General features: G+C 65.2%; 21 protein-coding genes and 4 pseudogenes. 10 read left to right on the forward strand and 15 right to left on the reverse strand.

Features of this window, described 5'->3' with window-relative positions:
* Positions 1-23 precede the first annotated feature (23 nt).
* The 4 genes and pseudogenes from CK206_RS11285 to CK206_RS20125 form a co-directional block, all read right to left on the reverse strand.
* Positions 24-236: pseudogene (locus CK206_RS11285) on the reverse strand (integrase core domain-containing protein); the annotation flags it as partial.
* 48 nt (positions 237-284) lie between these two features.
* Positions 285-566, reverse strand: coding sequence for a DUF6262 family protein (locus CK206_RS11290; RefSeq protein WP_007632371.1), 282 nt, complete (start codon positions 564-566; stop codon positions 285-287).
* Positions 563-1,315 (reverse strand): tyrosine-type recombinase/integrase, encoded by a 753-nt coding sequence (locus tag CK206_RS20120; RefSeq protein WP_216824132.1) that lies wholly within the window; start codon positions 1,313-1,315, stop codon positions 563-565. Before CK206_RS20120 ends, CK206_RS11290 begins: the two co-directional genes overlap by 4 nt.
* Positions 1,284-1,748 carry a hypothetical protein gene (locus CK206_RS20125; protein WP_216824133.1) on the reverse strand — a complete coding sequence of 155 codons (465 nt, stop codon included), beginning with the start codon at positions 1,746-1,748 and terminating at the stop codon, positions 1,284-1,286. Before CK206_RS20125 ends, CK206_RS20120 begins: the two co-directional genes overlap by 32 nt.
* A gap of 112 nt (positions 1,749-1,860) precedes the next feature.
* Here CK206_RS20125 and CK206_RS11300 point away from each other — a divergent pair, with 112 nt between their 5' ends.
* Positions 1,861-3,216 (forward strand): IS256 family transposase, encoded by a 1,356-nt coding sequence (locus CK206_RS11300; RefSeq protein ID WP_069388925.1) that lies wholly within the window; start codon positions 1,861-1,863, stop codon positions 3,214-3,216.
* A gap of 20 nt (positions 3,217-3,236) precedes the next feature.
* Here CK206_RS11300 and CK206_RS11305 read toward each other — a convergent pair whose 3' ends face one another.
* The 8 genes and pseudogenes from CK206_RS11305 to CK206_RS11330 all read right to left on the reverse strand — a co-directional run bounded on the left by CK206_RS11305 (position 3,237) and on the right by CK206_RS11330 (position 8,761).
* Positions 3,237-3,884 (reverse strand): hypothetical protein, encoded by a 648-nt coding sequence (locus tag CK206_RS11305; protein ID WP_254050559.1) that lies wholly within the window; start codon positions 3,882-3,884, stop codon positions 3,237-3,239.
* Positions 3,847-4,935, reverse strand: a complete 1,089-nt coding sequence (locus CK206_RS11310; RefSeq protein WP_096906459.1) for a tyrosine-type recombinase/integrase — start codon at positions 4,933-4,935, stop codon at positions 3,847-3,849. The genes CK206_RS11305 and CK206_RS11310 overlap by 38 nt, the downstream gene beginning before the upstream one ends.
* Before the next feature lie 101 nt (positions 4,936-5,036).
* Positions 5,037-6,008 (reverse strand): annotated as a pseudogene (locus CK206_RS11315) (IS3 family transposase); the annotation flags it as partial.
* 54 nt (positions 6,009-6,062) lie between these two features.
* The gene (locus CK206_RS19875) at positions 6,063-6,215 is read right to left on the reverse strand and encodes a hypothetical protein (RefSeq protein ID WP_167492490.1); all 153 of its coding nucleotides are present in this window, start codon (positions 6,213-6,215) and stop codon (positions 6,063-6,065) included.
* A gap of 104 nt (positions 6,216-6,319) precedes the next feature.
* Entirely contained in the window at positions 6,320-6,580 is a 261-nt protein-coding gene (locus CK206_RS20380) for a hypothetical protein (protein ID WP_227022452.1), read from the reverse strand.
* Positions 6,581-6,599: 19 nt separating this feature from the next.
* Positions 6,600-7,124, reverse strand: a pseudogene (locus CK206_RS20755) (IS3 family transposase); the annotation flags it as partial.
* Between the two features lie 46 nt (positions 7,125-7,170).
* A complete protein-coding gene (locus tag CK206_RS11325; RefSeq protein ID WP_371607089.1) occupies positions 7,171-8,277 on the reverse strand; it encodes an IS110 family transposase in 1,107 nt (368 codons plus the stop codon).
* Positions 8,278-8,455: 178 nt separating this feature from the next.
* On the reverse strand, positions 8,456-8,761 hold the full coding sequence (locus tag CK206_RS11330) for a transposase (RefSeq protein ID WP_096906461.1): 306 nt from the start codon (positions 8,759-8,761) through the stop codon (positions 8,456-8,458).
* A gap of 161 nt (positions 8,762-8,922) precedes the next feature.
* Between CK206_RS11330 and istA (CK206_RS11335) the strand changes: the two genes are divergently transcribed.
* The 3 genes and pseudogenes from istA (CK206_RS11335) to CK206_RS11345 all read left to right on the forward strand — a co-directional run.
* Entirely contained in the window at positions 8,923-10,524 is a 1,602-nt protein-coding gene (gene istA, locus CK206_RS11335) for an IS21 family transposase (protein WP_096906462.1), read from the forward strand.
* A complete protein-coding gene (locus CK206_RS11340; protein WP_096907415.1) occupies positions 10,524-11,291 on the forward strand; it encodes an ATP-binding protein in 768 nt (255 codons plus the stop codon). The genes istA (CK206_RS11335) and CK206_RS11340 overlap by 1 nt, the downstream gene beginning before the upstream one ends.
* Before the next feature lie 182 nt (positions 11,292-11,473).
* Positions 11,474-11,692 (forward strand): annotated as a pseudogene (locus CK206_RS11345) (helix-turn-helix domain-containing protein); the annotation flags it as partial.
* A gap of 63 nt (positions 11,693-11,755) precedes the next feature.
* Here CK206_RS11345 and CK206_RS11350 read toward each other — a convergent pair.
* Together CK206_RS11350 and CK206_RS11355 are read right to left on the reverse strand one after the other, a co-directional pair.
* Complete coding sequence (locus CK206_RS11350) at positions 11,756-12,457, reverse strand: transglutaminase family protein (protein WP_007628316.1); 702 nt, start codon at positions 12,455-12,457, stop codon at positions 11,756-11,758.
* 223 nt (positions 12,458-12,680) lie between these two features.
* Complete coding sequence (locus CK206_RS11355) at positions 12,681-13,352, reverse strand: TetR/AcrR family transcriptional regulator (RefSeq protein WP_231888827.1); 672 nt, start codon at positions 13,350-13,352, stop codon at positions 12,681-12,683.
* 96 nt (positions 13,353-13,448) lie between these two features.
* Between CK206_RS11355 and CK206_RS11360 the strand changes: the two genes are divergently transcribed.
* From CK206_RS11360 to CK206_RS20760, 5 genes are all read left to right on the forward strand, one after another.
* Positions 13,449-14,615 carry an acyl-CoA dehydrogenase family protein gene (locus CK206_RS11360; RefSeq protein ID WP_063972188.1) on the forward strand — a complete coding sequence of 389 codons (1,167 nt, stop codon included), beginning with the start codon at positions 13,449-13,451 and terminating at the stop codon, positions 14,613-14,615.
* 215 nt (positions 14,616-14,830) lie between these two features.
* Positions 14,831-15,076, forward strand: a complete 246-nt coding sequence (locus tag CK206_RS11365) for a transposase (RefSeq protein WP_096906463.1) — start codon at positions 14,831-14,833, stop codon at positions 15,074-15,076.
* Positions 15,077-15,264: 188 nt separating this feature from the next.
* Entirely contained in the window at positions 15,265-16,803 is a 1,539-nt protein-coding gene (gene istA, locus CK206_RS11370; protein ID WP_096906464.1) for an IS21 family transposase, read from the forward strand.
* Complete coding sequence (gene istB / locus CK206_RS11375; RefSeq protein WP_096906465.1) at positions 16,800-17,597, forward strand: IS21-like element helper ATPase IstB; 798 nt, start codon at positions 16,800-16,802, stop codon at positions 17,595-17,597. The genes istA (CK206_RS11370) and istB overlap by 4 nt, the downstream gene beginning before the upstream one ends.
* A gap of 432 nt (positions 17,598-18,029) precedes the next feature.
* Positions 18,030-18,359 (forward strand): DDE-type integrase/transposase/recombinase, encoded by a 330-nt coding sequence (locus CK206_RS20760; RefSeq protein ID WP_096906467.1) that lies wholly within the window; start codon positions 18,030-18,032, stop codon positions 18,357-18,359.
* Between the two features lie 553 nt (positions 18,360-18,912).
* Here CK206_RS20760 and CK206_RS11390 read toward each other — a convergent pair.
* Positions 18,913-19,077, reverse strand: coding sequence for a hypothetical protein (locus CK206_RS11390; protein ID WP_227022448.1), 165 nt, complete (start codon positions 19,075-19,077; stop codon positions 18,913-18,915).
* A gap of 76 nt (positions 19,078-19,153) precedes the next feature.
* On the opposite strand from CK206_RS11390, the gene CK206_RS11395 reads away from it, so the two are divergent.
* Positions 19,154-20,227 carry an IS630 family transposase gene (locus CK206_RS11395; protein WP_096906468.1) on the forward strand — a complete coding sequence of 358 codons (1,074 nt, stop codon included), beginning with the start codon at positions 19,154-19,156 and terminating at the stop codon, positions 20,225-20,227.
* Positions 20,228-20,386: the final 159 nt, after the last annotated feature.

A 20,386-nucleotide genomic window follows, 5' to 3' on the forward strand; every position in this document is an offset into this window, starting at 1 on the left:
GGACAGCGGAGTTGATGGTTTCTCTACGCTGCCGTTGCCGGCTGGAGGTCAGCGTAGTGCACCTCGTTCGGGCGCTTGTAGCCGAGCGCTGAATGGCGCCGTCGGGTGTTGTAGAAGCCCTCGATGTAGCTGATGACGTCGCGTCTGGCTTGCCTCTTCGTGGCGTAGACGGTGCGGTGGACGCGTTCGTTCTTCAGGGCGGAGAAGAACGATTCGGCCATCGCGTTGTCCCAGCATTATCCGGCTAATCGGGGGCCTGATGGGCCGTTGGCCGGATAACGCGGTCAGCGGCGCATGCGGCGGAGTTGCTCGTCGTGGCGGCGCACTTGCTCTGCGAGGCAGTTGACCGCGGTTCGCAGGGTCGCGAGTTCATCTGTGAGCGAGGCCATCGGAGTTTCGGGGTGCTTGTGGTGCTCGACGATGGTGCGCAGTTCAGTGCTGCGATAGATCGTCGAGCGGCTCAGTCCGGTGGCGGCTGCGATGGCGACGACCGTGATCGGTTGGCCTTCGCGGGCCAGGTCTGTGCAGGCGCGTTCGACGAGGTTGATCTTGCCGCGGGCGGTCATCCTGCGGCCGCTTCCGTGTCGGCGATGAGCGCATCGAGGCGGTTCAGGAGCTTGTGGTGGCGGTCGGCTTCGTCGATCCACCCTCGGCTTTCGGCGTCGCGGGCAAGTGCTTCGGCGTCTATGCGTTGGGCCGCCAGGATCGGCAATGATGAAGGCTCTGTGCGGTAGCTGGGGCAGTGTTCGCAAATGTTGGCGTAGGTGCAGGCGCCCTGGGCTGGGGCTCGTAGACAGAATCCTCCTGCCATGCGCGATTTGAGCAGCGGCGTGTCCTGCCAGGGACGTCCGCCGGTGATGTCGGCCAGCGGAATTTGGATCCGGCCACCGGGGCTGCCCGGTGCCGGGTTCTGGGGCGGGGTGTTCTGTTTGGCCAGGTCCAGGGCTCGTTCGTATTCCTCGCGGATGGTGGTGTCGAAGAGTCGGCCGTAGCGCAAGCTCATCTCGGCGCTGACGTGACCGAGTAGGGCCATCAGTGCTTGCAGGGAGACGCCAGCGTTGACCAGTGCGGTCGCGTAGGTGTGGCGCAGCTGGTGGGAGGTGATGTGGTCGAGTCCGGCGATATCGGCGGCGTGGTTGAGTTCGGCGCGCACGCCCTGTTGGGTCAGTCGGCGTCCGAGGTAGGTGAACAGAAACTGTGCTCGGCGCCGGTACCGCGGGTGAGGCAACGGCTGGCAGTGGGAGCGAATCTGGATGACCCTGTCGATCAGTTCGAGGGTCTGATCATCGAGTGGGACCATCCGCTCGGTGGCCATCTTGCCCAGGGGAACCTTGAGCCAGGAGCGCGGGATGGGTGGTCAGTGCTTGTTGCAGGCGCCGATCAGCGTCGATCGGTAGGTACCGTGGCAGCACCTGCGGGAGTTTGGGGATGTCATCGCGGAAGAGCACTTTCCTGCCGGGGGCCGCGTCCCAGCCCCACTCGGTGATATCGGTCAGGAACGTCATCACGGCGATCACGCGTCGGTTGCGGTCGCCGTTGCTGATCGGTTTTCCGTCCTTGTCGCTGACCGAGTCGGGCAGCGAGGACAGCCAGGGCTCGATATGGTGGCGCCGATCCAGGTCGGCCACGCTGGCAAGGTCAGGATCGATGCCGGTCAAGAACACACCGAAGTGCTTGAGTCGGGTGGCCATGGTCGAGACGGTCTTGACCTGGCAGGTTGCCTTCTTTCGCTCCAGGTAGGCGACCATTTCGTCCCGGATCGATGGGGTGATCTCGGCCAGTCGCTCAGCCAGCGGGATCGGGCCCCGGGCGTGTCAGATGGTCTGTGTGAGTTGATCCGGAGGAGGAATCATGAACGCTATGGCTGTTGACGACCACGACGCTACGGATGTATCAGATGCTGCTGGGCTTCGCCGGGAGGTGTTCTCGGATGCGCTGATTGATCACGTACTCGCCGAGACCCGTTCGCGAGGGTTGGAGTTGACTGGCAAGGACGGCTTTTTGAACGAGATGCTCAAGGCCGTCCTTGAGCGGGGCATGGGCGCCGAGCTGACCGAGCATCTGGGCCGCGATGCCCACGCCCGTGGCGGGGACGGAAACCACCGCAACGGCACTTCGCGCAAGACCGTGGCCACCGAGGTCGGCCCGGTGGAACTGGATCAGCCCCGCGATCGGCAGGGCTCGTTCGCCTCCCAGCTCGTCCCGAAGGGCGCCCGCCGGCTCGGCGGGCTGGAGGACCAGATCATCTCGCTGTACGCCGGCGGAATGACCGTCCGGGAGATCGAGCACCACCTCGCGCGGACCCTGGGGGTGGAGCTGTCGCACGAGTCCATCGCCAACGTCACCGACGCGGTCCTGGACGAAGTCGCCGCCTGGCAGCACCGCCCGTTGGAGGCGTTCTACCCGGTGGTGTTCCTGGACGCGATCCACATCAAGATCCGCGATGGAGCCCACGTGAAGACCCGCGCTGCCCACATCGCGGTCGGGGTCGATCTTGAGGGCGTCAAGCACGTGCTCGGCATCTGGGTGCAGGCCAAGGAAGGCGCGGCGTTCTGGGCCAGCGTGTGCGCCGAACTGGCCAATCGCGGCGTCAAAGACGTCCTGATCGTGGCCTGCGACGGGCTGACCGGACTGTCCGAGGCGATTGCCGCGACCTGGCCTTTCGCCGAGGTGCAGACCTGCGTGGTGCACCTGATCCGGGCCTCGATGCGGTTCGTGTCCTACAGCGACCGCAAGAACGTGGCCAAGGCACTCAAGCCGATCTACACCGCCGCCAACGCCGAGGCCGCCAGAGCCGCACTGGAGGCCTTCGCCGAATCGCCGCTGGGCGCCAAGTACCCCACCGCCGTCAGGTCGTGGGAGGCCGCCTGGGAGCGGTTCATCCCGTTCCTGGCCTTCGGCCCAGCCACACGCAAGCTGATCTACACCACGAACTCGATCGAGTCGCTGAACTACCAGCTGCGCAAGATCACCAAGAACCGCGGGCACTTCCCCAGCGATGCCGCCGCGATCAAGCTGCTATGGCTAGCCATACGCAACATCGAGGACCGACGAGACCGAGAACGCGCCAAGGACGCTCAACGCCGAGCAGACGGCCACGCAGGCCCCCGGAAATCGATCCCCAGACTCGTCGAAGGCGCCACCATCCACGGTTGGCGAGCCGCACTGGCCGAACTCGCACTGGCCTACCCGGAACGCTTCGACCCCCACATGTGACAGACATCACTAACCAAAACTCACACAATTATCTTGACAAGCTCCGGGCCCCCGGCGCGGGGCAGTTGGTCGACCACGCCCAGGTGGTACAGCACCGTCTGGGTGGTGCTGATCGCCGATAGGTAGTGGCTGTGGCTGGTCCCGGTACGCCGTCCTCGTTCATGGCAGGCTGCGGCGAACGCATCGAGGTCGCTTTGGGTCAGCTCGGTGATCGGGCGGCCAGTCTGGATCAGTAGCCGCACCGGCACCTGCGACCCGGTCGCCAGCCGCACCCGCAGTGAGAACCCCAGGTCCTCGGATGCAGACAGAAATCGATCGATCTCCGGCTGCAGCCAGCTGGACTGGATTTCTCTCCAGATCGAGGACAGCTTGCGTTCGAGCAGATAGTCAAAGCCGGGACGAAGGCCCTGGTGAACCATCAGGTACGTGATCAGCGGGCGGGTCTGACTTCCCGCGGCGAGCCGGTCGGCAAGTGGCTGCTGGGCCCAGGCCTCGGGGTCGGGCCAGGTGCGCAAGAACTTCCGTGCGGCGCGCTCGTAGACCGCGTTTCCCCGGCCCGTAGCGGCGAGGCGATCGAGGTAGGCCTGCAACAGGTCCTCGGCCACCAACCCCGAACCGGTGACGGCGGCGTCACCGGGCCTGGTTGCGAAGGCGTGCACGTGCGGCATCGAACTCCCCTTTCACGTGGACCGGAGCCAGATGAACGTAGCGGGCAGTGGTATCGACGTGGGCGTGCCCGAGCAGGGCCTGCATCACCGCCAGGTCGACGCCGGCCTCGGCCAACACGGTGCCGAAGGTGTGCCGCAACGCGTGTGGATGTCCACCGGTGACTCCGGAGATCTCCCGGTGGTACCGAAAGATCGTGCGCAGGCCCGCCGGAGTCAGCCCCTGCCCGCGGGTGGCGCCCTTAGCCACCAGAAACAGCCGATCCGAATCGGATTCGGGACGTTCTGCCAGCAGATACACATCAATCACTGCCCCGACGTCGGGATCCAGGGGCACGCGACGCTGCTTGGCGCCCTTGCCGGTGACGGTGATCCACCGCCCTCCAATGTCGACGTCGGTGACGTTCAGCCCCAGCACTTCGCAAGATCGCAGGCCGCACCACAGCATCAGTCCCGCGATCGCCCGGTCTCGCCACGTCCGCAGACTCGCGACCAGGGCCGCCGCATCCGGCGCAGACAACGCCACCGGCAACGTTCTCGCCTCCCGCAGTCGCAGCGCCGAGCGGGGCTGTCGACGTCTCCTGGTGTGGGCGAGCATCCCAGACCTCTCCCCAGCGACCAGCCACCGCGCCTCGCGACCTCGCGGGACGGGATTGATGGCGTTCGGATCCCTGAGCCCAGTGAAGGAGTACAGGCCCGAGATCGCCGCCAGGCGCCGATTGATCGTCGTGGCCGCGTACCGGTCCACTCGCTCGCCAGTCATCGTCACCACGTTCGTCCCCACCCGGCCCGGGACCGTCGCCTCCCGGCAGACCCTGAGATAGTCGAGCAGGTCATTGGTTATCACCGACGCGAGGTCGAGGTCCTGATCGAGCAACCACCGGCAAAAGGCCAGCAGGTCATACCCATACGCTCGAACCGTCGCCGGCGAGTAGTTCCGATCCAGCAGATAGAGCAGATACTCATTCACGAGCTGGAACCGGGAGGCCTCCGACCCAGCCAGCACCCAACCGTGGTCATCTCGTTCAATCCGAAGGCCGAGTCTGCTGTTCATGGAAACAGGTGTAGCACTTGTGACTCACATCACAGATGATTAGCTACTTCGTGGCGTGTCGCTGACCAGCAATGATTATCGAATTAGCCGGTTAAGAGGGACACGCCCGTTCTGCCCATCGAGAACCGCATCCCCAGATCCTTGACCAACTTTCGGTAGTCGCCCGAGGTGTAGACGCTGCCGCGGTCGGAATGGAAGATCGCCCGCGGTTCGATCACCGTCGTCGCGGCGGCGTTCTTCAAAGCGGTCTCGACCAGTTCGGTGCGCATGTGGTCGGCGATCGACCAGCCCACGACTTTCTTGGAGTAGCAGTCGATCACCGTCGCCAGGTACACGAACCCCTGCCAGGTGTGGATGTAGGTGATGTCGCCGACGAACTTGACCCCAGGTCGTTCGGCGGTGAAATCGCGTTCGAGCAGGTCAGGCATGTCGGCTGCAGCAGCGTCGTCGGCTTCGGTGGTCACCCGAAATGGTCTCGGCTGGCAGGCCACCAGGCCCTCGGAGCGCATGATCTGACGCACCAACTCCTGGGAGCACTGGGTGCCCTCGTCGACCAGGTCGGCGTGAATCCGCCGATACCCGTACGTGCCGTCAGTGGCGGCGAAGAAGTGCCTCACCCTGGCCGTGAGCGCCTGTCTGCGGGCAGCTGTGGCCGAGGTCGGGCGCGAGAGCCAGTTGTAGAACCCGGAGGTCGACACGGCCAGCCAGGCGCACATCTTGTAGAGCGGGTTGGTCTCGGACGGGTCGTTCCTGCAGGAGTCGATGTACTCGTATCGGCTCACGGTCGCTGCTCCCGCGCGAAGTAAGCCGCTGCTTTTTTTTAGAAACGCCGTCTCGGCGCGGAGTTCGGAGTTCTCCCGCTCCAGCTCCTTGAGTCGTGCCCGTTCATCGAGCGTCACCTCGGTCTCGGTACCGCCGTGGGCCTGCCGGTACTTGTTCAACCAGTTCCGCAACGTCTCGGGGCCCACGCCGTAGGCCACCGCGACTTCCTTGATCGTCTTCGAGGTCGTGATGACCTCCTGGCACAGCTCATCCTTGAACTCCTGGCTGAACCGCCTGCGTGATGCACTCACTGCTGGATCTCATTTCGGTAGGCCCCTCACTTTAAGAGGGTCCACCGTCCGAGATCACCGCAGCAGGCCAGTCTTACGTGGTGGCGGCACCGCATCGGCCAGCGCCGCGCGCACCGTGCGGCGGTGCACCTTGTGCCTCTCGGCGAGCGCCCGGATGGACAGGCCTTCGTCTCGGGCGTCACGTCGGATACGTTCGAACTGCTCCACTCTCGATCTCTCCTTCAACCCCTTGCCTCTCGTGAACGTCTTTGGTCGGACGACACGAAACTTAGGGTCTGGTTGATCGAGGGTGGGGCCATTTCAGAGCAGCACTACGCCTCCAAGTGGGGCCAATTCAGACTGGCACACTCACCCTTGTGGCGGTTGCGGACAAGCTCGGCCTTGAACAGCGAATTGAACGCCTCCGCGAGGGCATTGTCATACGAGTCGCCGCGGGAACCCACCGAGGCGACGAGGTCCTGTTCGGCGAGGCGTTCGGTGTAGCGCAGCGCCCGGTATTGAACGCCGCGGTCCGAGTGATGTATCAGTCCGGTCAGGTCGTCGCCGGCATGGGTGCGCTGCCAGATCGCCATGTTCGGGCGCGTCCAAAGCCAGGTCGGTGTACAGGTTCCTGGACAGCTGCCACCCGACGACCATCCGCGAGTAGACGTCGATGATGAACGCCGCGTACACCCACCCGGCATACGTTCGGACGTACGTTATGTCGGCCACCCATAGTTGATTCGGGCGCTCGGCGACGAACTTGCGTTCAACCAGGTCAGCGGGTCGCTCGGTCTCGGCCTTCGGGCGGGTGGTGCGGGGAGACTTGGCCCGCTGGACCTCCTTGAGACCTTCGGTTCTCATGAGACGTTCGACGGTGCAGCGGGCGACCTGGTGGCCGGCGCGACCCATCTCCTTCCACATCTTTCGGGCACCGTACACGTGGTAGTTCTCCTCGTACATCGTGGTGATCGCCGCGGTCAGTTCGGCGTCGCGAACCGACCGCGATGAGGGCGGCCGGGACTTGGCGGCGTAGTAGGACGAAGGCGCGATCGCGGCGCTGGTCTCGGCCAGTGCGTCGCAGATCGGCTGGACACCGTGCTCGTCCTTGTGACGGTCGATGAACTCGACCTTCAGCGCTGTGGACGGTCCAGCTCCGCGATGCTCCTATGTCAAGCCCCGCTCACGCCGCCGCCTGAAGTGCAGGGATCGGAGTGCGTGGCACTGCAGTTGGAGGCGGCGACGTGGCCTCGGCCACGGGCCGTGCTTCGTCGGCGCGCATCGCTGCGAACACCCGGTCCGATATCCGGCGGCGGAGCAGTCGCAATGCCTCGGTTCGGGTCTTGCCGGCGGCGATGAGCTTGTCGTAGTAGTCGGTGCCTTCGCCGCCGAGCCGCAGCTGGGTCACCGCGGCCATGTGCAGCGCGGTGTTGATGCGCCTGTTACCGCCCCGGGACAGCCTGACGCGGACCTTGTTGCCAGACCACACTGGGATCGGAGCCGTGCCGTTAAAACGGGCGAAGGCGTCTTTGGACTTGAACCGCCTGACCCCGGCAGTCTCGCCGATGATCATGGCCGCTCCGAGCACCCCAAGCCCCGGGACCTCAAGCAGGTGCTGATGATTCGCGCGCACCAGCTTGCTCAGGCGGCTCTCGATCTCGTTGATCCGCCGGGTGAGCGATCGGATGTCCTCCAAGATGTCGCGGGCGATCTCCGGCACGACCCCGGTCAGGCCGTCCAGGTGGGTAATCAGCTCATCGAGAAGATGGTAACGACGCAGCGCCCGGGACGGTATCTGCAGGTCAGGGTCGATCTCGTGCAGGAACCAGCGGACCTTGGACTGCAATGCGGTACGGCGAGCGACCAGGCTGCGACGGTGGTCGGACAGTAGCTTGATCTCCCGCGCCGGCCCCGGCAACTCGGCCGTCGGTAGGTCACTTTCGCGCAGGGCAACGCGTGCCACGGCCTCTGCGTCGATCGGGTCGGACTTGCCGGGTTCGCGACCCGACCGGCGCATACCCGCCATCAGCCGGGTGTGGACTCGCACGACCTTGTGCCCGGCGTCGAGCAGGTCGGCTTCCAGGCGCCGGGTCAGGTGCCGGCAGTCCTCGATCGCAATGATCACCTCCTCGAACTGCTCGAGCCAGGTCATGATTTTCTGATGCCCGGCCGCCCGGGCCTCGACTGTGAGGACATCGATCCTCCTGCCGACCTCGTCGACAGCTACGAGCGTGTGCCAGTTCTTGTGGGCATCAATTCCGATGACAGTCACCGCGGGCCTCCTTCTGATCCGTTGCCGTACGTTCGGCACCGCCGACCGAGGTCGGGCACGCCTCAGTCGGGCAGGACGAGCGAGCAAGCTCCTATCAGGCCACGGCCTTGATCAGCGATGCACACCCGGTGGAGCGGCACATCGCGGACAAGCCACCTATGGCAGCGAAAAAACGAGCCAACCCCACCGGGCATCATCATTGTGGTACCGAAGCGAAAAAAGCCGACGCCTGCTTCAAGATCGTGTTCGCTCGCCGCAGCTCGCGGTTTTCCTTCTCCAGCTGCACCAGGCGGGCGTCGCGATCGGCGGACACTGAGGTGGCGTCCTGGCCCGCGGCCTGGGCTTTGCGGACCCAGGTCCGAAGTGCTTCGCGGTGCACGCCGAGCTGCTCAGCGACCCGCACAATCGCACCGCGCGAACGGTCCGGGTCGTCCAGCGCCTCCAACGCCATCCGCGTCGCTCGCTCACGAAGCTCATCCGGGTACTTACGAGGTGCTCCCATGATTCCAATAATCCCTTGGCAGATAGGGCCAGTGGGTACGCCTAGTCCGGCGATCCGGTACTTCGATTCCGGCGACTCGGTACTCCTCGGGGCGGCCCGAGTGGTCTGCTCGGGGTGAGGCGGCGCGACTGCGTCGCCTTTTCCTATCTGAGGAGGCTGATGTGGCCGACTACAAGGCCATCATGACGTTGGCGCTGGCCGGGCATAGCTACAGTGAGATCGTTGCTGCCGTCGGGTGCTCGCGACGGGAGATCGCGGCGGTGAAGAAGACGATCACCGCGTACGGCATCACCGCCGGCCAAGCGGCGTCGATGAACCCGGCTGAGATCGCCGGGATGTTCCCCGATGGGCGCAAGCGCGTCTCGGAGGACTACACCCAGCCGGATTTTGATCGGGTGCTGGCGTCGATGAAGTTCAACCGGCACTTCACCATCCAGCAGGCGTGGGGCAAGTACCTCGCCGACCCCGCCGGGGCCGGGAAGAAGTACGGGTACTCGCAGTACTGCGCCCTGTTTGCCGAGCACGCCCGCATCAAGGACGTCGTGGCCACGCTGCATCATGAACCCGGCAGAACGATGCTGGTCGACTGGGCCGGCGACACCCTCGAGGTCCTCGACGCCGTCACCGGGGAGGTCACCAAGCTGTGCCTGTTCGTGGGGGTGCTGCCGTACTCCGGTGCGGTGTTCTGCCGCGGCTTCACCGATATGAAGTCCCCGTCGTGGATCGATGCTCACGTTGCAGCGTTCGACTTCTTTGGCGGGACGCCGCAGATGGTGGTGCCCGACAATCCGACCACCGCCACCCATCGGCAGGCCAAGGGTGAGGCGGCCAGGGCGGTCAACGTCCGCTATCAGCAGTTGGCCGACCATTACGGCACGGCGATCGTGCCGGCGCGGGTCCGCAAACCCCGCGACAAGGCGGCCGTAGAGTCCGCGGTGGAGGTGGTCAACAAGCGCGTCATCGGCTATCTCGCCGAGGAGGTCTGGACCACCGTCGAGGCCCTGAACTCGGCGATCGCCGACCGCGTCGCGGAGATCAACACCCAGATTCGCCGGGCTGACGGGACGACCCGGTGGGAGAGGTTCGAATCCGACGAATCCCCACTGCTGGCCGCCCTGCCCGACGACGAGTTCGCAACAGTCGAGTGGAAGCAGCTCAAGGTCGGCCGGAACTATCACATCTCCTGCGACTCTCAGTACTACTCGGTGCCGTACACCTTCTCCGGTCAACTGCTGCGGGTCCGCCTGACCGCGCAGTCGGTGACGATCTTCGACGGAGACCAGGTCGTCTGCGAGCACCCACGGCGCCACGGCCGCAAAGGCCAGTACTCGACCGTGCTCGCCCACGCCCCCAAGGCGCACCAGGGCATCGACGGGCTCTGGTCGCGGCAGTGGTTCACCGACCGCGCCCGCGGATTCGGCCCCGCCACCGAGAAAGTGATCGCCCAGATCCTGGATCGTCACGTGATCGAGGCGCAGGGCTATCTGGACTGCCAGAACATCCTCGAGACCCTGGGCAAGAGAAGCCGCCAGCGGCTCGAGGCGGCCTGCCAAGTGCTGCTCAACCAGAACAGTGCCGGCAGCTACAGCGTGCTCAAACGCGTCATGGCCACCATCGACTCCGACGGCAAAGCTCCCCGGCCCGCCGTACCGGCGGCTGCCACACGAAAACCCCCACCACCGGCCGGAACCAGGGACGACGGCGCGATCCAAGTCCGCTCTGCCGATCACTATGCGCGCGGCCGCAGCGGGGAGGGCGTGTGATGTTCACCGAGATCGATCACCAGAAGTTCCGCAGCCTGCGCATCACGCACGTGGCCACCCGGTTCGAAGAGCTGATCAGCGATGAGGCCAATGACGAGCTCACCCCGGAGCAGATCTTCCTCACCGCCGTCGACGACGCCCTGGACCAGCGCCAGGCCCACCGGATCGACAAGCTCATCCGCGCCGCCAAGTTCCCGATCCCGCAGGCCTCGATCGCCGAGATCAACTACCAGGACGGACGCGGGATCACCCCGGTGCGGATGAAACGCTACGCCGGGCACCACTGGCGACAAGACCCCACCAACCTGCTGATCCTCTCACCGACCGGTGGTGGGAAAACCTACCTCGCTTGCGCGATCGGCATCGCCGCCTGCCAGAACGGGCACACCGTCACCTACGCCCGCATGGACGAACTCGCCCGGCGGCTGGTCATCGCCCGCGGCGACGGGATTCGCCACCAGAAAATGCTCAATGACCTCTCGGACGTGGAGCTGCTGATCATCGACGACTTCCTCACCGTGGGCATCGATCCCGAGGCCGCCAACGACCTGTTCGCCGTCCTGGCCAACCGGGAGCACAGGTTGCCGACGATGATCGCCTCCCAATCCCGGCCCGCCTACTGGCTCGAAGCACTACCCGACCGGGTGGCCGCCGATTCCATCGTCAACCGCTTGGCCAACAACGCCCGCGAGATCAACCTCGGCGAAGTCGACATGCGCCGCCAACGCGACGACCAAGCCCGAGCCACCACCGGCTACTGGGAGTAACCACCGACGGCGCCGGCCCGCGCTTCACACACGGGCCGGTTCCGGGTCGCCGGAACAGCGGTACCAACTCGCCGGACCCGCGGTACCGACAAGCCCTATCTGCCAATCCCTTCCCGGGTAATCGATGTCTCCATCAAACCCGGGGCGATGCAGTCTTCCCAGCACCGAAAACGATATGAGCCCTGAAACGCCGGCTCGCCGCGGAGGGAACCAGCTTCCGCGAACTCCTCCAGGAGTCACTGCTCGACCGCGCCCGGATACGGCTGCTCGACCGCTCCACGTCTGTCAGTGAGGTCGCCGCCGAACTGGGCTACAGCGACCTCACGAACTTCTCGCACGCCTTCAAAGGATGGGCCGGCAGCTCACCGAGCCACTTCCGACGTGCCCACCAGCACCCTTGAGTACCACTTCCGCAGTTCCTTAGAAGGACCGCGCCCGGTGGGAGTGGCTCATCCGGTGCTCCCTTATGAGTCCACGGATCCTTCCGGAGTGGTCTTACCGGTGGTAGCTGGAGGAGTGAAGGCAGGGTCAGGCCCCGCAGCGGCGGTGACCATAGGTCCGTAGGCCTGGTGGAGGGCAGACAGAATGCGGCCCAGGGGGAGGTCGTCGAAGTTGCCGTGGTCTCGTACGTACTCCATGTGCCGAGTCCCGTCGGAGGTGAAGGCGTGCATGAGCGCGTCGCTCTGTCCGTCGAAGTCGACCGGTGGCACGCCGAATCGTTCGCATAACTCGACGTTGAAGGCAGGTGTGGCCTTCAGCCATCGTCGGTCGATGTAGGCGCTGCAATAGCCGTGATAGACGAACAGGTCCGTTCCACCCATGACGGCTCGTAAGGTGTCGGTCTGCAGATGGTTCCGTACATCGGCGAAGCCGAGTCGGGTAGGGATGCCCGCGGCCCGCAGAACCGCGGCCAGTAGCACCGCCTTGGGCACGCAGTAGGCGCGGCCGGCCTGGAGGACGTGGCTCGCCCGGTAATGCTCAGGATCCTCGGAGACCGAGTAGGGGTCGTACCAGATTTGGTCACGCACTGCAGCAAAGAGTAGGGACGCTCTCTCTCGGGGGCTCGACGCGCCGGCGATCACGTGCTGGGTGAAGTCGCGTACCGAAGCGTGGTCGTGATCGAGGAAGAAGGTCGCCTCAAGGTGCGATCCCGGCGCCGGCGTCATCGCCGCACCGCGGTGTTGACCGGACCGTCAGTCTTGAGCGCTACGGCCGTGCGCGGCCAGCCGGCCGGCTGCTTGCCGGGCACTGCCGAGGTGCAGACGTCGGGCATCCGCCGCACTAGGTCACCGACCTCTTCCAGCCACCGGTCGCACACGGGGCGTCGCCGTTCCAACGCGGGACCGCTTCGACGGGCTCGGGGTGCGCCCATTCCGGGCGAGAGGTCCCTCATCGCGCGCTCAACAGAAGGTCGTTGTCCACAGCAACCCCTACGCTCTGGGCGAGATCACGCATGATCAGCCAAACTTGATGGGCGATCCGGGTGGTCACCTCTTCCTTCGACTCATCGTGGTGGTCCAGCCACCAGATGATCCCCGCGTCGACCATGCCCATCAACCCCGCCATCACGCCGTCCGGGGGATCGACTTGTACTTCGGATGTGCGCATGTATGCCGAGGCTGCGGCCACCACCTCGCCGAGGAACCGTGTGCGCCCCAACCTGGCCCGGTGTGTTTCCTTGTTCTGCTGGCGCGCCGCCATGAAGCGATACAGGTTGGGATGACCGGCAGCCCATCCGATGGCAGCGCCTATCACGCCTTCGATGATGGTGGGAGCTGTACCGCTCACGCGCATGGCGGGACGAACGGTGTCAATGAGCTGATCAGCCGCGAATCGGAGCACTTCTCGTTCGAGGTCTTCCTTGCTGTGGAAGTGCCGGTAGACGTGAGGCCTCGCAACCCCCGCCCGTTCCGCGATCTGGGCAGTACCGACGCCGGGACCGTACTCCTCGATCGCACGAGCCGCGGCCACCACGATCTGCTCTCGCCGTGCCGACCGGTGCGATTCGTGCGCCGTCGATCGGCGCACCACGGCCGTGTCCACCCACCTCGCAAGATCCACGACCACATTCTAACCCGAAAGGGACTGGCGCGGTACAGGGTGTACCCGTAGCCTTCGGGCACACCCTGTACCCGGCGAATACTCCCTGGAGGACCCATGCCCAGCCGCCGTTCACCCTGGATGAACCAGGACCTCGACGACTTCCGTCAACTCGCCCGGACGTTCTGCGAGAGGGAGATCAAGCCCAACATCGAGCGGTTCATCGAACAGAAGCGCGTCGACCGCGAACTCTGGACCCGCGCCGGCGAGCTCGGCCTGTTGTGCGCCTCCATTCCCGAGGAGTACGGCGGGGGCGGCGGCAACTTCTTCCACGAGGCAATCCTTATCGAGGAGCAGGCCCGCATCGGTGACAGCAGCTGGGGGGCCGCACTCCACAGCGGCATCGTGGCGCACTACCTGCTGCACTACGGCACCGAGGAGCAGAAGCGCGAGTGGCTGCCCAAAATGGCCTCCGGCGAGGTCGTGACCGCCATTGCGATGACCGAGCCGGGGACCGGTTCCGACCTCCAGGGAATCAAGACGAAGGCAGTCAGAGAAGGCGACGACTACGTCATCAACGGAGCCAAGACCTTCATCACCAACGGCTACCACGCAGACATGGTGCTCGTCGCCTGCAAGACCAGCCCCGATCAGGCTGCTGCAGGCGTCTCACTGGTCATCGTGCCGACCAGCTCCGAAGGATTTCGACGCGGCCGTCTCCTCGGCAAGATCGGCCTCAAGGGGCAAGACACCTGCGAGCTCTTCTTCGATGACGTACGTGTGCCTTCCAGCAATCTGCTCGGCACCGAGGAGGGGCAGGGCTTCGTCCAGCTCATGATGCAGCTCCCGCAGGAGCGGCTCATCGTCGCCGTCAGTTGCGCCGCGTCGATGGACTTGATGCTGGACCTGACACACGAGTACACACTCACGCGCGAGGCGTTCGGCAAACCGATCTTCGGATTCCAGAACACCAAGTTCAAGCTCGCCGAGGTCGCCACCGAAGCCCGCGTCACCCGCGCCTTCATCGACGAGTGTCTCGACCTGCATGTCAAGAGCGAACTGGACATCCCCACCGCCGCGATGGCGAAGTACTGGAGCTCCGAACGCGCTCAGCAAGTCGCCGACACCTGCCTGCAACTCCACGGCGGCTACGGCTACATGGAGGAGTATCCGATCGCGCGCGCATGGACCGACCTGCGGATCAGTCAGATCTACGCCGGCACCACCGAGATCATGAAGGAGATCATCGCCCGGTCACTCCCGGCACCTGTCATGGGACAGTAGTCCGTCCCCGACGCGTACTCGCTCGCTCGGCGAGCACTCGGTCCGCCAGAACGCCTAGCAGTTTGTCCCCGGACAACAGCGGTGGACGCCCGTCGACCCGGCCACGGGCCCGGGCGGCTTCCAAGCCGGCGTGAGTGCGTTCGGAGATGTGGTGTGTCCCGGGTTCTACGGAGTCGGAATTTTTGGATTCTGGTGGCGAACACCGGGAGGAAGAGATGGGACGACAAGGCTATTCGGCTGAGTTCAGGCGCAAGGTCCTCGACTTGCTCGCGGCGGGGCGCAGCGTAGCTGCTGTCGCGTACGACCTTGATCTCAGTGACCAGACGATCTACAACTGGCGCCGGCAGGACCGGATTGACCGGGGCGAGGCATCTGGACTGAGTAGTGCTGAGAAAGGTGAACTCGCGAAAGCGAACAAGCGGATCCGCGAGCTTGAGACAGAGCTAGCCGTCGCCCACTGACGGCGGACACGAGAGACTGCCCGTAGGCGGTCACGAAGGTGCCCGCTGGCGGACGTGAGAGTTGCCCGCTGGCGGTCGTGGGATCTGCCCGACACGACATTCTTTCCCGGCCTGCTTGGGCGGTTCGGGGCCCCTCCTCGGGTGCGATAGCGGTGCTCCAAGCGCCCATCGCCCCGAGGAGGGACAACATGAAGTCTGCCGAGGAGATCATGGAAATTCTCGAAGCGTTTGATCTGACAGAGTCCTATCGGGATGCCGGCGAGCTCGCCGGGGTCTCGCACCACACCGTCGCCCGCTATGTCACGGCTCGTGATGCGGGCCAGTTGACCGACAAGCCGGCCGCGCGGCCGCAGTTGATGGACGAGTTCATGCCGAAGGTCGAGGAGTGGGTGGAGCGCTCGGGCGGCAAGATCCGTGCGGACGTGGTCCACGAGAAGCTGCTCGCGGTGGGGTTCACCGGCTCGGAGCGCACCACGCGTCGGGCGGTGGCGGCGGTGAAGAAGTCCTACCGGCTCGGGAACGCCCGGGTGCACCGGCCATGGGTGACCGAGCCGGGCCTGTGGCTGCAGTACGACTTCGGTGACGGTCCGGTGATCGACGGGGTGAAAACCGTGCTGTTCTGCGCGTGGCTGGCGTGGTCACGGTTCCGAGTGGTCCTGCCGATCCGCGACAAGACGGCCCCGAGCGTGTTCGCTGCCCTGGATGTGACGCTGCGCCGCCTGGGTGGTGCGCCGACGTATGTGCTGACCGACAACGAGAAGACCGTCACCGTGGAGCACGTGGCGGGGATGGCGGTGCGTAACCCGCAGGTGGTGGCGTTCGCCCGCCACTATGGAGTCACGGTGCTCACCTGCGAGCCAGCCGATCTGGCCTCCAAGGGTGGCAGCGAGTCCACAGTCAAGGTCGCCAAAGCCGACCTGGTGCCCAAGGAGACGAACCTGCGCGGCGAGTACGCCTCGTTCGCCGAACTGGAGGCCGCCTGCGAACAGTGGTGCGAGCAGATCAACAACCGGGAGCACCGCGTCACCCGGCGGGCCCCGGCCGAGATGCTCGCCCAGGAACGGGCCCGCCTGCACGCCGTGCCGACCGCTGCGTACACGGTGGCACTGGGGACCACGCGGCAGGTGCCGGTGAACTCGCCGATGGTGACGTTCGAGTCCGGGCAGTACTCGGTGCCGCACGCGCTGCTCGGTGAGACGGTGTGGGTCCGCCCGTACGGCGCTGGCGCCGGCGAGCAGATCGTCGTGGTGCACATCGGAGCGGACGGGCCGGTGGAGGTGGCCCGCCACCAGCGCGCCACCCCGGGCAGCCCACGGCTTACCGAAGCCCACTTCCCGGAAGCCCCGGCCGGGGCCCTGCACCGCCAACCCCGCGCCCGCAACGCCGCGGAGGCGGCGTTCCTGGCCCTCGGTGACGGAGCCCGGCTGTGGCTGACCGAGGCCGCCGCTGCGGGCACGGCCAGGATGCGGGTGAAGATGGCCGAGGCCGTCGCCCTGGCCAAACTGTTCGACCCAGACGAGGTCGACTGGGCACTCGGGCAGGCAGCGCTGCACAGCCGATTCGCCGAGGCCGATCTGCCCTCGATCCTGAACCACCACGCCGCCTCCGGCGCTACCGGCCAGGCCCACACCGCGGGTGAGGACCGGTCGCTGACCCAGGGCACCGCCGGATGGGCAGCCCTGGGCGGGCAACCGGCTCCCACCGATTCCGAGGAGGAAGACCGATGACCACTACCGAGGTTCCGGCGCTGGGGAGGCCGGCCAGCCCGCCGCTGCCCGCCGACCTGGACGCCGTGCTGCGGCGCCTGCGACTGCCGCACATCCGCCGCCACGCGCCCGAGGTGATCGCCACCGCCAAGGCCCAACGCTGGGACCCGGCCGAGGTGCTGCGTGCTCTGCTGGCAGAGGAGGCCACTGGCCGTGACCGGGCCTCACTGGCCACGCGCCGCGCCGCCGCCGGGTTCCCCACCGGCAAAACCTTCGACGCCTGGGACGAGTCCGTCTCCTCGATCCCCGCACCGACTCAACAGGCGTTGCGGACGCTGGAATGGGTGTACCGCAAGGAGAACCTCGTCGTCTGCGGGCCCTCCGGGACCGGCAAAACGTTCCTGCTCGAGGCCCTCGGACAGCAGGCAGTCGAGCAGGGACTGAAGGTCTCCTGGTTCACCCTGGAAGACCTCGGCGTGCTGCTGCGCCGTCACCGTGCCGACGACACCGTCAGCAAGGCCATCGCCAAGATTCTGCGCGCCGATTTGATCATCGTCGACGACATTGGTCTGCTCCCGGTGGCCACCGACGCCGCCGAAGGGCTATACCGCCTGGTGGACGCCGCCTACGAGAAACGTGCCATCGCGATCAGCTCGAACCTGCACCCCGCCGGCTTCGACGAACTCATGCCCAAGACCATCGCCACCGCGACAGTGGACCGGCTCCTGCACCACGCCCACGTCTGCCAGACAAGCGGTGACTCCATCCGCCTCTCCCAAGCACTCGCCGGCCAGGGGGTGAAGCCCTTGGCCTGACAACCCGCAGACCGGAGATGGCCAGACCCCCGGGGCAGACCCATGGCCATCTCCGGGCAGATCTGGTGACCGTCACCGAGCAGGTCTCACAACCGCCCCCGGGCAGAACTCAATGGCCCTTGACACCCACCGAGCCGTCGAGTTATTGAAGGAGGAGACCGCCCCGAAAGTCGGTACGCGGCGGTCGAAGTGATCGCCGCGGAAGGGCGTCCCGTACAGGTCGCCTGCCGGGTCCTGGGTGTATCCGAGGCCGGGTTCTACGAACACCGAAAGCGGCCACCGTCCGAGCGCGGCGTTCGGCACGTGATGCTTACTAATCTCATCAGCCAGATCCACCTCGAGTCCCGCGGTACCTACGGCGATCGGCGCGTGCACGCCTAGCTGACCCTTGGCAGAGGCGTCGAGGTTGGCCACAACCAGGTCGAGCTACTGATGCGCCGAGCTGAACTAAAGGGCATCTCGGGGCGCCGCCAGTTCAAGCGCATCAGAGCGGTCGACATCTCCACCGACCTGGTCAAGCGAGACTTCGCACGCCAGGGCCCGAACCAACTATGGGTCACCGACATTACGGAGCACCCGACTCGCGAAGGCAAGGTGTACTGCTGTGTGATCCTGGACGCCTACTCCCGGCGAGTCGTCGGCCGGTCGATCGATTCCTCACCGACGGCAGCGTTGGTGACGAACGAAATCTCGCGAACTCGACCGCTCCCCGAACGGCTCGCACGTTCGTCCCGTCTCGAACAGCCGACGACCTGCGCGTGATCGACCAAAAAGTCGTCGCTTCAGCACCTTTCGGGCGTTGAGCGCGAAACGACCCAGATCGCCGAATACTGCTGTCACCTGTGATTACTCGTCGCGGTTCGCGTTCTTCGCGACACTTTCGCACATATCGCGAGTCGCTGGACGCGGGTGCGGAATGTGCAACCAGACCTTCTTATAGGGCTGGCTCGGATGAAATAGCCGCGACTGCGACCCTGAGTCCCGCTCGCACTGGCAACTCGACACCTCAGAGCCCGGCGCTTCATCAGCAGGCGCGGGGGCGCGACTGGTGGAGTTGCTCGGTCTGAGGCTGTGCGCGATTCCGTCGCCCCCTGCGTGGGCGTGGTCGGAGACATTCCGAGAGCCGACCTTCTTGCCCCACACGGGTATATCGTCGTCTGGCGGGTTCGCCTGCGACAGATAGTCAACGGCGTGCCACAGGATCTCGTTTTCTTGCCCCTAAGAGTGGAGTCCACTGTGGCCGTCACGCGGCAACGATTCTCGGCGGCTCGCGGCATCGTCCGGCCTCGAAACCAGCGACTTTCCATGACCAAGGTCATTGCGGCGTTCCTTGCAGTGCCAATGTCTCGGTGACGCGAACACTCAGTTCCGGCTTGTCGTGGCCTTCGGTGTGGGTGTATGTCCCGAGATGGGACCACATCGAGTCCACGAGCGGCTGGAGGAACAAACGGCCCAGCTGAGTGACGATGACGTCGACCACCTGAACAGCATCGGCGCGGACCCTAGTATCGCGTGTCGTTAGTTCCTAAATGCTTGGGTGTTTGGGAGAATGGGTCATGCCCAATAACCCGGCTCCGGCTTTGATTCTTCGTGATGGTGACCGCGAGGAGTTGGAGTCGTGGACGCGGTCAACGTCGATCCAATCGGGGTTGGCGATGCGGGCGCGGATTATCCTGCTCGCGGCGGAAGGTCAGGCGAACTCTCGGATCGCTGACCGGGAGCGAACGACGCCGACGACGGTGTGGAAGTGGCGAGGCAGGTATGAGGCGGATGGGATCGCGGGCCTGTTCGACGAGTCGCGCTCTGGCCGGCCGAAGCGGATAGATGACCAGAAGATCATCACCACGACGTTGACTCCTCCGCCGAAGAAGTACGGGGTGACGCACTGGTCCTCACGCCTGCTGGCGGATCATCTGAAGATCGGTAACGCCACCGTGGCCAGGGCGTGGCGCAAGTTCGGGGTGCAGCCTTGGCGGGCCGGAACGTTCAAGTTCTCCACCGATCCCGAACTGGTCGCGAAGGTCACCGACGTGGTGGGGTTGTACTTGGCGCCACCGGACAACGCGATCGTGTTGTGTGTTGACGAGAAGAGTCAGATCCAGGCGCTGGATAGGACCGCGCCGATGCTGCCGATGCGCACCGGCAGCATCGAAAGGCACACCCACGATTACAAGCGGCACGGCACCACGACTCTGTTCGCCGCGTTGGACATTGCGACCGGGCACGTCACCGGCGCGGTCAAGCCGAAGCATCGCCATCAGGAGTTCCTGGCGTTCCTGCGTCAACTCGACCGCGCCTACCCGGAGGTTGACCTGCACTTGGTGATGGACAACTACGCGACCCACAAAACCCCGGCGGTGAAGGTGTGGCTGGCACAGCATCCGCGGTTCCACGTGCACTTCACCCCGACGTCCGGATCCTGGCTCAACCTCGTGGAAGTCTGGTTCGGGATCATCGACCGGCAGGCCATCCGCCGTGGTGTCTTTACATCTGTCAAGGACCTCAATGCCAAGATTCGCCAGTTCATCACGGGCTGGAACGACCGCAAACACCCGTTCGTCTGGACTAAAACTCCCGAACAGATCCTCGTGAAAGCGAACCCTAAACCAACTTCAGAAACGCGACACTAGACTATACGTCGGTACCGCTTACTGTATGTTCGTACAATACAAGGTGTCCCGGCTCAGTCGGCCTTGTCGACCTGACTATCGTGCCGTCGACAGCCAGTTGCTCAGGCCACCCGCATCGGGCCTCAGGGCCCCTTGGACGTCCCGGTCAAAGGTTGGGTC

The sequence above is a fragment of the Dietzia sp. WMMA184 genome (genome assembly GCF_002441635.1).
Lineage (GTDB): Bacteria > Actinomycetota > Actinomycetes > Mycobacteriales > Mycobacteriaceae > Dietzia > Dietzia kunjamensis.